Source organism: Klebsiella sp. 2-CIP_Kleb., assembly GCF_050378715.1.
Lineage (GTDB): Bacteria > Pseudomonadota > Gammaproteobacteria > Enterobacterales > Enterobacteriaceae > Klebsiella > Klebsiella quasipneumoniae.
Window position 1 is genome coordinate 330,756 of sequence record NZ_JBNRLG010000001.1, and the last position, 11,479, is coordinate 342,234.

Genomic DNA, 11,479 nt, shown 5'->3' on the forward strand with positions numbered 1-11,479 from the left:
CCTTTAATAACGGTATTCAGCGCCGCTGAGGTGAATGAAATTCAGTAGAATGGTCATCACCACCCAGGCCAGCAGCAGAAAGCGTCGTCTGTCGCGTCGCGCTTCCAGGGCGGCGAAATAATTAGCGCTATACCAGGTCGATATAATAATAGCCAGCGTGATGATGACCTGCCAGACCGCCTGACGATAGCCTGTCACGATGCTTATCCCGCGAAAGCAGAGGACGATCGCGATACCATTAAGCGCGTTACACATCAGCCATCCCCACAGGCTTGCGGGCCGGCTAAATAAATATCCAAATCGTAAAACCAATGTCGTATACACCTTTCCAAAATAATCGCGCTGTAAAATGCATTTTAACGCTGGAAGCGGTATTGATATAAATCAAAACTAATGGGATAGCGCAGGAATCACTGACGCGCGGCACTCACGGCCTGAACAGCAAAGCAAAGGATGCAAAGCCTTTTAATGGTTAACATGCTGTTTTTATTGGTCATTTTTCCATATTGAATAAGAGCTGTCGCATAATAAATAGAGTTGATAGCCAGTCGATATGCGTTAATTTCCCCGGTTATTATTGTGAGTGACGTGATAACGGAGAAAATTAGATTTTTCGTAATGCTTGCTTTCTGCGAGACCAATAAAATAAGGCGATGGCCGGGGGCAGAGCCCCGGCCGGTGGCGCACTTAACGCGGTAGCGCGTTATGCTGGAGGATCTTCAGGAAGTCATTTTTGTCGGAGATTAATGACAACGCATTCGCGATCAGCTCATCGCTGAATATCGAGGCTATTTCTTTGAGCACGTCAATATGCTCTTTCTCTTTCGCAATCACGCCAATGGCTATAAACATCACGTTGCCGCGATCCCAGATAACGCCATCAGGAAACTGATAGATCTCAATCCCGGTTTTAAGAATGATATCCGTCGCTGATTTCGGCAGATGCGGCAGGGTGATGCCATTGCCCAAAAAAGTGGAAACCTGATGTTCACGCTCCAGCAGAAAGTGAACGCACTCCTGATTGACATAGCCTTTGGCTTTACACTCTGCGCCAATCATGGCGATGACTTCCGCTTTATTACTGGCCTTGCAGCCGATGTGCAGATTATCCAGCGTGATGTTATCGATCATAGCCAACCTCCCTGGTGAGACGAGTAGATTTTTTATCCTCATGATTCGCTGACAGCTCCGCTTCTAACTGCTCCAGCGATTTATTGGAGGTCTCCGGCAGGGCGAACACCACGAACAGAATCGCCAAATAGTTGATGGCCGCGAAGATAAAGAAGACCGGCCCAAGGCCCAGTTTCGCCTGCAGCAGCGGGAACAGGTAGCTGACCACCGCGTTCATGATCCACATGAAAAATACCGAGATCCCCATCGACAATCCGCGGAATTTCAGCGGGAACAGCTCGGCTAACACCACCCAGGTGATAAAGCCCATCGAACCCTGCATCACGCCGACGAACAGCGCGCCCAGCAGCCAGATAGCGGTGGCTTTGAGGTCGCCCACCAGGGTGTAGTCGACCGCGGCGATAATCAGGTGCAGCGTGGCCATAATGGCGAAGCCGTAGATAATGATCGTCTTACGCTTAAAACGATCGACGAGAAACAGCACGCCAATCAGCATACCGCCGACGGAGAAGACGCCGTTCAGCACGTTACAGATCAGCGAGGTACGCTCTGAGAAGCCGGCGGCACTCAGGATTTCCGTGCCGTAATACATAATCACGTTCACCCCGGTGGTTTGCTGCAGCGCGGCCCAGGTAATGCCCACCAGCAAAATTTTGAGGATCCATGGCGTTTTGAGGATAGTGGTGAAGGTGTTCTGGGTGCTGTACTTATTGCCGGCTTCAATTTTGATCAGGGTGGAGATGTCGTCGAATTCTTTCTGCGCGCGTTCCGCCGGGCGGATCTGTTTGAGAATATGCAGCGCTTCCTCGTGGCGGTTTTTGCTAATCAGCCAGCGCGGACTTTCCGGCGCGCGCCACATGCCAACAAACAGGCAGATAGCGGGGATCGCCTGCACCAGCAGCATATAGCGCCAGACGTCCGGCAGATGGCCCCAGATGATGCCAATGATCGCGTTAATGGCAAACGCCGCCAGCTGGCCGATAACGATGGCGACTTCATTCAGGCCGGTCAGCTTACCGCGCATCTCGGTGGGCGCCACTTCAGAAATAAAGGTGGGGGCGGTGACCGAGGCGCCGCCGACGGCGTAGCCCAGCAGGGCGCGGGCAATCAGCAGGATAGTGATATCGGGAGCCGCGGCGGAAAGCAGGGCGCCGATAAGAAAAACAAAGGAGAGGAAGAGCAAGTATTTGCGCCGGCCGAAGTAGTCGGCGAACTTACCGCCAAACACGCTGCCCAGCGCGGCGCCGATCAGCAGGACACTCATTACCAGCCCTTCGGTGGTCGGGGTCAGCGCCATGTACTGCTTCAGTGAGGAAAAGGCGCCGTTGATAACGCCGGTGTCGTAACCGAAAAGCAGGCCGCCGAAGGTGGCCACTAAGGTGATCTGATGAAGTCGTTTTCTCTGTTGCTGGTTCAGGTTTGTTATAAATGACATGGTAGTCCCTTTATTTTGTTGAACGACACAAGATAAAAATACATCTCCCCAGTCAGGATTTATCACGCCTGTGTTGTCGTATCTAACTGAATTAAATGATTTTCTTCTTTGTGTAATTGCTCAGCACAAGGCAGGGTACGCTAAGCAATGGCGGTCAAAGAGGTTTACGGCTTGGTGTTGGCATGGATGTCGTCGATATCCGTTCTCCTTTTCGGGTTAGCGGTCTTCAGTGCGTCGGCAGCGCCGACGTTGGCCGCAGGACAGCGCCCTGGTGTGGCACGTTGCTGTCGTTCCGGCGATTTACCGTGCTAAGAATATGGCACAAAGAAATGGAATGAGCATGCTACAAGATCACATTATGAAAATTTAATTTCAAACTGGTGTTGCAGGAAGGTAAATGCATGAAGCGAATCACAATGGCATACGGCGCTATATCCCTATGAAATGCGGGTTAAATTTGCGAGTTAGTAATAATGATGTTGTTTTCAGTGGGTTAATGTAACTCAAAGAATACAACGCAGATCACATTTTTACGCCATAATATCGAAGAATAGAATTTATATTTCATTACTCTGTTCAGGGAAAATTGTGGCTGGCGATGCTGTGATGTCAGTCTGGCTGGCGTCGCGCAGGCCATCGACGCGTTGGCGCTGAGGGAGGCTATGGAAGGAGGTATCGCGGGATGGATGCCGGCGATAACCCTGCCGAGAGGGGCACTCACGGCAGGGTTGTGGCAAAAAATCAGTGCAGCGCGGGCCAGTAACCTTCGTTGGCGACGATCAGCTCATCGAGAATCGCTTTCGCCACCGCGGCGCTGGGCACCGTTTTTGACAGGGTGATGGCCTGCCACAGTTTCTGGTAGCTTTTCTCAATCCAGGCGTCAACGACCAGCTTCTCCACCGCCACCTGCTGCTCCATCAGTCCTTTCTGGAACGAAGGGATTTTTCCCATCGCCAGCGGTTCCGGGCCGTTGACGCCCACCAGGCAGGGGACTTCCACCATCGCCGTCTCGTCAAAGTTGGCGATCGCCCCGTTGTTTTCCACGATCAACAGCATCCGCTCCTGGGTGTTAAAGGCGATGGCGCAGGCGAGGTCGACGATGAAGGTGGCATGGGCCCCGGCATGGAAATGCGCGCCTTCCGTGGTGCCGCGACGGGTGATCTCCCGGGCCATATCGAAGACCTCTTTTTCACGTCCGGCCATCACTTCGTTGGCCCGCGTAAAGTCCGGGTCAGAGTGGGCCACCTCGTAGTCAGGGTAGAGGTAGTATTTCAGATAAGTGTTCGGCAACGTCAGGGGATCGAGGGCAAACACATCCTTCACCTTTTTAAAGGTTTCGATCCAGCTCGGCGCTTTATGCTGAAAATCTTCTTTTGGGCTACTGTAACCCTGCTCCGCCACGTGACGCTTCAGCGCCGGCATCAGATCGTTACCGGCTTTATCGGTGATGCTGGTCCACCAGCCAAAATGATTCAGGCCATAGTAGCGGACGTTCAGCGCCTTGCGCGACGGCAGACCGAGGATGTCGGCAAACAGCCCCTCGATGGCCACCGGCATATCGCAGATGTTGATGATGCGCGCGTCGGGCCGCAGGCGACGGGTCGCTTCCGCGACGATGGCCGCCGGGTTGGAGTAGTTGAGCATCCACGCCCCCGGGGCGTACTGCTGCATATAATCGACCAGCTCCAGCACGCCGGCAATCGAGCGCATACCGTAGGCGATCCCCCCCGGCCCACAGGTTTCCTGACCCGGCACGCCATATTTCAGCGGGATCTTTTCATCCTTTTCCCGCATCTCATACAGGCCAACGCGAATATGCGCCATCACAAAATCCACGTCGGTGAAGGCCGCCTGCGGATCGGTGGTATAGCTGAATTTTACCTGCGGAAAGCGTTCCTCCACCAGAATGGCGCAGGCGTCGCCGATGGTCTTCTGACGCTCGTGATGGTTATCGTACAGACGGATCTCCCGCAGGGGAAAGCGCGCCATATTTTCCAGCAGCATCATGACAATCCCCGGCGTATAGGTACTACCGCCACCGGCAATCGTGACCACAAAGTTATCTTTCATTTACCACCTCGTTATTCAGTTACACCCAGACTGGCGTTGACCGCCGTTCGAATTTTGTTAACCCCCAGGCCGTAGATCACCTGAACATGATTGCCTTTAATCAGCACGCTGCTCCCGCCGCTCTCTTTTAACAGCGTCTGCCGGATGAGTGCGGGGTCGCGCACATCGACCCGCAGGCGGGTAAAACAGTTTTCCACCGCACAAACATTTTCTTTGCCGCCCAACCCCGCAATCACCATCGCGCCTTTGTCAGACTCGTCATTTGCCGGATCCGTCTGTGGGGAACGCACCGCATCGGCAGCGGCTTCGCGCCCCGGGGTAAGCATTCGCAGGCGGGTAATACAGAAGGTGCCGACCAGGTACATGGTGGCGGTCTCCAGCAGCCCGAGGGCGACAAACACCGGCCAGCGCGTCACGCTAGCGCCGGCGGGCAGGTTATAGACGACAAAATCGATAAGACCGTTGGTGGCGCAGACCCGCACGTGAAATAGCCAGGCCAGCATCTGGAAAAAACCGTCCAGCAGGGAGTAGATAAGCCACAGCAGCGGGGCGGTGAAGATGAAGAGAAACTCAAAAGGTTCGGTGATCCCCACCAGCACGGAGGTGACAATTAAGGGGATCAGCGTGACTTTGAGCCGCTGTTTATTCTCCGGTTTCGCCGTGCGATAGAAAGCGAGCGCCATACCGGCGGTGCCGAAAATCTTCACCATCCCATAGGTCAAAAACCGGGCGGAATCACTGAGCGCGTCAACGGGATGACGGGCGATTTCGGCGAGAAAAATAGGCTTGGCGCCAATGACGGTCTGGCCATCAATCAGCAACTGACCGCCGATAGAGGTAAAGACGAACGGCGACCAGATCAAATGATGCAGCCCGGTGGGGATCAGGAACCGGTTGAGAAAGCCGTACAGGAAGACCCCGATGGCGCCAAAGGATTTCATAAAGCCGGTCAGCGCCGAGATACCCAGCTCCACCACCGGCCAGAGATAGACGGTGGCGATAGCAAACAGGCCCACCAGCGGCAGCATCACGATCAGCACCAGCTTGCTGTTGCCGTAGATCGACAGCGCGCCGCGAAACTCAATGCCAACCACGCGATTGTGAACAAAGGCGACGGCGCAGCCAAGGATAATACCGAGGAACACGCCCATATCGATGACCTGAAAACCGAAGATATAGGTTTGTCCGCTGCCATATAGTTGCGCGTTGGTGGCTCCGGTCGCCAGACGATGGGTCAGGGTCAGCCAGCTGTTGTTCGCCGCCAGATAGACCAGCCAGGTCATGGCCGCCACGAAAGCGGCTTCGGCTTTGCGGGTTTTCGCCAGACCGCTGGCCAGTCCGAGGCAGAACAGAAACCCGAGATTGTTCATCAGCGCCCAGAGCATGCTGGAGACGAATTTCCCCAACAGATAGATTCCGCTGCTTTCATCCACCCACAGCCGGTTGGTGGTCATGCTGAACAGGGCGATCAACAGGCCGATAGCCGGCAGATACAGCACCGGCCCGATCATCGCCTTGGAAAAGTCCTGAAGCTTTTTCACGCCAATCATGGTTGTCCTCTCGTCTTCATCGCCCGCTGTCATCACCTGATCAATAGGCTTATCAGACTAGGAGCAGACCACCGGGATCCCGAGCAGGAAAAAGGCCATCTGTGACGAAAGTCATATATATTGTTGCAGGAGAGATATATAAATATAGCCATTTTTATAGATGAGTTAACGCTGCTTATGGCGCGTGAAAATTAATTTTTATGAATAAATACAATGCATTAAATGCAGCTGCATTTGGCGTCATTCCTCTCGGTGAGACATCTAAAAGTGATTTATAAAAAGATTGCCACAGAACTGAAGGCCCGCATCAACAGCGACGACTATGCCGTCGGCGATATGCTGCCCAGCGAAAAAGCGCTGGCTGCGGAGCTGCAGGTCTCGGTGATGACGCTGCGCAAAGCGCTGGCGCTACTCGAGGAGGAAAAGCTGATCGCCCGGCGGCACGGCAGCGGAACCTGCATTGTGCGTAAAAGTAACTATCATGGCGGAGAGCTGGAGGGATTTAACTACCAGATGCAGGTGGTGGGGGTCACCAACTACCGCAATAAGGTTATTGAGTTCACCTTGCTTGACGCCCCGCCGGCCATTGCCCAGCAGTTAAAGATCCAGCCGGGAGAAAAAGTCTACTACGTCAGGCGGCTGCGGCTGATTGATGAGGTCCCGATCCTGGTGGAGAACAGCTACATTCCCTACGCCGCTTTTCCGTGGCTCAGCGTGGGTAACCTTGAGCAGTCTAAGTTCAACTATTTCAAAAAAGAGTGCCATATCACCATTATTGAGAGCCACCGCAGCTATACCCCGGTGCTGGCGACCCGCGAGCAGGCGGAGCTGCTGCAGGTGGCGCCTAACAGCCTCCTGCTACGGGTGCAGTCTGTCAGCTACGCCCAGAACCGGGCGATCGTTGATTTCTCAGAGATCTACCAGAACACCAGTAAATACAATGTGAAGCACATTACCCGCCGCTAGGATGATTCCGCCAGCAACCCCCGGAGGACAAGCTCCAGCCCCAGCGCCAGCAGGAACAACAGAAAGCCCTGACGAAAGCGCTGCGGGCTTAGACGCGAGCGGATCCGCTGTCCCAGCCACATGCCGAGCAGCGCGGGCGCCAGCGCCAGCGCCGACAGCAGCAGCGAATCTGCGCGCCAGCCAGCGTGCAGAGAGAGGCCGGCCGCCATCGCCAGAGTGGACAGGGTGAACGACAATCCCAGGGCCTGGACCAGCTCGTCGCGACGAAAGCCCAGCGCCTGCAGCCAGGGCACCGCCGGAATAACAAATACCCCGGTCGCCCCGGTGATCACTCCGGTCAGTCCGCCCATCAGCGGCGACAGGCGCTTTTCCATGCGTGCAGAAACCTGCACCGCCGGACCACGGAGCGCGTATCCGGCATAAGCTATCAGCACGGCGCCCAGCGCTAGCGCCGACCACCGCGGGTTAAGATGGATGAGCAGTGACGATCCCGCCAGCGTGCCGATAATCATCCCGGTCATCATTAACCAGAGGCGACGCGCAATCTGCGCCAGCGCGGGGCCGGCCAGCAGCTGCCAGAGATTGGTCAACAGCGAGGGGAGCACCAGCAGGGCCGCCGCGGCCGGTGGCGGCATCAGCAGGCCAAGCAGGCCCATCGCCACGGTGGGCAGCCCCATACCGGTCACCCCTTTGACCAGGCCGGCGGCGATAAAAATCAGCAGTAAACAGAGAGTGTGGAGATCAAACATCATGGCTCACCTATCGGCTCAGAGAAGGGCATTGAAACAGCTGGTCGCGGGGGGGACAATGCGGTATGTTGCCCAAAGGCTACGGTAAAACCGAAGGGAAGGAGGGCGTCATGCGACTGGATCTCGCCGATCTGCGGCTGTTTATCGCCATCGTGGATACCGGCAGCATTACCGGCGGAGCGGCGGCGGCCCATCTGGCACTGGCCTCCGCCAGCGAAAGGCTGCGCAAAATGGAGGCGGAGGTCGGTGTGCCGCTGCTGCACCGTCATGCCCGGGGAGTGACAACGACCGAGGCCGGGGAGGTGCTGGCGCGCCATGCTCGTCCGTTGTTAGAGCAGCAGCGGCGTCTGCGCCAGGCGATGCACGCCTTCGCCCGTGGTCAGCAGGGAACGCTGCGCCTGTTTGCCAATACCTCGGCGATGTCGGCTTTTCTGCCGGGCAAACTCGCCGCGTGGATGGCTGCGCATCCCGGGATACAGATCGACACCGAAGAGCGCACCAGCGCGGATATTGTCAGCAGCATTCTGGCGGGCTTAGCGCAGGCCGGGGTGGTGTCCGATGCGGTCGATCCCGGGCCGTTGCGTCTGGAGCCCGTCGCGGAGGATCCCCTGGTGCTGATCGTGCCGCCGGCCCATGCCTTGCGTGAAACCGCCGAAGTGGCTTTTGCGACGATTATCCATGAGCCGCTGGTCGCGCTCTATCAGACCAGCGCGCTGCAGCAGCATATTGAAGAGCAGGCCGCCGGGCTCGGCCAGGCGCTGAACGTCCGCATCAGGATGAGCCATTTTGAAGGGCTTTGCGAGATGGTGGCTCACGGCGCCGGCGGGGCGATCCTGCCGCGCGTTATTGCCGAACGCTACCAGCTGCGCTACCGGTTCACCGTTATCACATTGCAGGATCGCTGGGCGCTGCGTCGGCTGTGCCTGTGCTATCAGGATGACGACCGCCTGTCGCCAGCAATGCGCCGCTTGCTGGAGTGGCTCCGCCAGCCCTGAGCCGCTATAAACATGGCTCTCACGTAGTGACAGTGTCACTTTTTATGGCGGTTATTGCTACTGACTTCCGTGCCAGAGATGCGATAGTAGACGTCCGCCATTTATTAATACGCGAATCAGGACAGACAAGATGAGTACATTACCAAAGGTCGCGGTGCTGGGACTCGGCGCCATGGGACACGCTTTTGCCAGCAATCTGCTGAAGAAGGGCTTTACCGTCGCGGGCTGGAACCGTTCGCCAGCGCGCGGCGAGGATTTACAGGCGCAGGGATTATCTCTGCACGCCACGCCGCAGCAGGCGGTGGCCGATGCTGAGGTGATCATCAGTATGCTCGCCGACGGTCAGGCTACCCTGGAGGTACTGGCGCAAATTGCGCCTGCCTGTCAGCCGCAGGCGATCTATTGCCAGATGGGCACCATTGGCCTGCCGGAGACCCAGCAGGCTATCGCCTTGCTGCGGGAGCTTCAGCCGGCGATGACCTTCGTCGATGCTCCGGTTTCAGGGACCAAAGCCCCGGCGGAGAAGGCGCAGATCCTGGTGCTCGCCAGCGGGGAGCGTGAAAAATGTGGCGCGGCGGAGCAGATATTTGCCGCTATCTCACGTGGGACGCAGTGGTTTGGTGAGGCGGGCAACAGCCAGAAAATGAAGCTGGTCCTCAATGCCTGGCTGATTTCGATGATGCAGGGCATCGCGGAAAGCGCTCAGCTGGCGAAAACGTTGGGCTTTACTCCCGACCAGCTGTGGAGCGCCCTGGAAGGCGGCCCGCTGGCCGCACCGTATGTCAAAGTCAAACTGGACGCCATCGCCAATGAGCAATTCGTGCCGCAGATGCAGCTGGCGCATGCGCTGAAAGATGCCCGGCTGGCGCTTTCCCTGGCCGAGCCGCACACCATGCCGGGGCTGGATAACATCGCCGAACTGTGGCAGCAGGCGGCGGACGCAGGATATGCCGGGCAGGATTTGTCCTCGATATATCAGTGGCTGTCGACGTCGGCGAAAGCGTAGTACCGCATCCTCAGGAAAAAGTGGCCGTGGTGGCCACTTATCCAGAGAAGAGTTATTTCCCGGAGAGAGCCGGGCGAGTGTCGATCCCTTCGTCAATGCGCTTGATCATATAGGGAAAAAACGGATTGGAAGACTGGCGCATCAGCGAGTCCAGGCCCACTACCAGCACAGAACGCTCGCCGCGAGCTGCAAACGTGCCGAGGCTGATCCCGTATTGATTCAGCGGATGGGGATAGCGTCCGTACAGCGAATCGCTCAAGGGGAAGGGAAGCGCGACATGAGAAAGCGAATACACGTCCGGTAAATAATGCAGTCCCTGTAGCTTCTCCACCGTAGTGTCTGTTTTCCCGGCAGGTGTTGTTCGGATCTCCATCTCTGTACTGGCGGAATTGGCGTTAGTGATGATCGTGGTTTGATAAGCTCGCGGCGCTGCGGGCAGCAACCGCGCCAGCGCGGTGTAAGACGTCCGGCGTAATAATGAATTAAACCTGACCGCATGATTTAAATCGAACAGGACAATTTCACTGCCATTATCCGGCAAGCGGTTATACAGCGCCGTCACGATCGCCCGCGTACTGACCGTTGAATCCATGACGGACTGAAAGGTCAATACCGGCGGTAAGCTGTTAAGTTTCTGATTCCTCGCGTCAGCCACTATCTGCTTTTGCAGCGCTTTGGTCAGCAGGAAGGACTGCCGGGCGGCGTTCGTCGGGAAGGAGTTATATTTAAACGGATTAAATTCGGGCATGATGTTTAACCATGCGGCTTTCGAGAAGGCGGGGAGAAACGCGGGCCAGCCCGCGAGGCCGGAAAAACGCGCGAAGCTAGTAATGCCGATCATCGGAGAAATCAGGATCACCCGCTGGGGTTTTGCCAGTTCGGCATTATCCAGCGCGTCCAGCGAATACTTCATTGCCAGCGCGCCGCCGTTGGAAAATCCGACGATATGCAGGGGCGCATCTTTACCCGTCAGTCGTTTCGCTTCTCTCACCGCCAGGCGCGTGGCGGCCAGCCAGTCCTGCCAGTCCACGTCGGTCAGCCCGGCGGGAACCGTCCCATGGCCCGGTAATCTGATACCGATGGCGACATAACCCTGTTGGCGGTAATTTTCGGCGATATGCCGCAGGCTGTAGGGGGTATCTGTCAGACCATGCAGCAACACCACAGCACCTTGCGGTTTACCATCCGGCATCATGATGTATGACCGATTCCAGTTGGTGGGAAACGAGTCCGGATAGATGGGGCTGCGGCTGTAGTAACGATTCAGTTCGGTTTGCTGCTCAGCGTCCAGCTTATCGGTAACCTGGCGTTTTACCTCACTGAAGAGCGCATTCTCTTTTTTGATGTAATCGTTCCAGTCAGCATTGTCGATTTCATCCGCGTCCATCTCATGCGGAACCCAGGTATGCCAGAGCTGCAGATCGGGCCCGCGCTGAATGTCATAAAGGCGTAGTCCCAGAGCGCCAACGATCAACAGCAGCAGGGACAACACGATACGTTTTAACCAGGTTAGCCATTTCAATGCGTAGCTTCCTTTCTTAATGACATGTTTTCTGAGTATAAATAAACATGGTCAG

At 56.3% G+C, this 11,479-nt stretch carries 10 protein-coding genes; 3 read left to right on the plus strand and 7 right to left on the minus strand.

Annotated features, from left to right (window positions below):
• Positions 1-3: 3 nt before the first annotated feature.
• From ACQUTP_RS01660 to ACQUTP_RS01680, 5 genes are all read right to left on the minus strand, one after another.
• On the minus strand, positions 4-255 hold the full coding sequence (locus ACQUTP_RS01660) for a hypothetical protein (RefSeq protein ID WP_004205908.1): 252 nt from the start codon (positions 253-255) through the stop codon (positions 4-6).
• 432 nt (positions 256-687) lie between these two features.
• Complete coding sequence (locus ACQUTP_RS01665; protein WP_004205906.1) at positions 688-1,131, minus strand: PTS sugar transporter subunit IIA; 444 nt, start codon at positions 1,129-1,131, stop codon at positions 688-690.
• Positions 1,121-2,566, minus strand: coding sequence for a sugar porter family MFS transporter (locus ACQUTP_RS01670; RefSeq protein ID WP_428902332.1), 1,446 nt, complete (start codon positions 2,564-2,566; stop codon positions 1,121-1,123). Before ACQUTP_RS01670 ends, ACQUTP_RS01665 begins: the two co-directional genes overlap by 11 nt.
• Before the next feature lie 741 nt (positions 2,567-3,307).
• The gene (locus ACQUTP_RS01675) at positions 3,308-4,636 is read right to left on the minus strand and encodes a 6-phospho-alpha-glucosidase (RefSeq protein ID WP_285756017.1); all 1,329 of its coding nucleotides are present in this window, start codon (positions 4,634-4,636) and stop codon (positions 3,308-3,310) included.
• A gap of 11 nt (positions 4,637-4,647) precedes the next feature.
• Complete coding sequence (locus ACQUTP_RS01680) at positions 4,648-6,186, minus strand: PTS transporter subunit EIIC (RefSeq protein WP_285756015.1); 1,539 nt, start codon at positions 6,184-6,186, stop codon at positions 4,648-4,650.
• 267 nt (positions 6,187-6,453) lie between these two features.
• Here ACQUTP_RS01680 and ACQUTP_RS01685 point away from each other — a divergent pair, with 267 nt between their 5' ends.
• Positions 6,454-7,152, plus strand: a complete 699-nt coding sequence (locus ACQUTP_RS01685; protein WP_004205898.1) for a GntR family transcriptional regulator — start codon at positions 6,454-6,456, stop codon at positions 7,150-7,152.
• Here ACQUTP_RS01685 and ACQUTP_RS01690 read toward each other — a convergent pair.
• Entirely contained in the window at positions 7,149-7,901 is a 753-nt protein-coding gene (locus ACQUTP_RS01690) for a sulfite exporter TauE/SafE family protein (protein WP_025999256.1), read from the minus strand. The genes ACQUTP_RS01685 and ACQUTP_RS01690 overlap by 4 nt on opposite strands.
• A gap of 110 nt (positions 7,902-8,011) precedes the next feature.
• Between ACQUTP_RS01690 and ACQUTP_RS01695 the strand changes: the two genes are divergently transcribed.
• Both ACQUTP_RS01695 and ACQUTP_RS01700 read left to right on the plus strand, forming a co-directional pair.
• Positions 8,012-8,896, plus strand: coding sequence for a LysR family transcriptional regulator (locus ACQUTP_RS01695; RefSeq protein ID WP_108432962.1), 885 nt, complete (start codon positions 8,012-8,014; stop codon positions 8,894-8,896).
• A 130-nt stretch (positions 8,897-9,026) separates the two neighbouring features.
• Complete coding sequence (locus ACQUTP_RS01700; protein WP_017900395.1) at positions 9,027-9,902, plus strand: NAD(P)-dependent oxidoreductase; 876 nt, start codon at positions 9,027-9,029, stop codon at positions 9,900-9,902.
• 52 nt (positions 9,903-9,954) lie between these two features.
• Here ACQUTP_RS01700 and ACQUTP_RS01705 read toward each other — a convergent pair whose 3' ends face one another.
• On the minus strand, positions 9,955-11,424 hold the full coding sequence (locus tag ACQUTP_RS01705; RefSeq protein WP_285756012.1) for an alpha/beta hydrolase: 1,470 nt from the start codon (positions 11,422-11,424) through the stop codon (positions 9,955-9,957).
• Between the last annotated feature and the right edge of the window lie 55 nt (positions 11,425-11,479).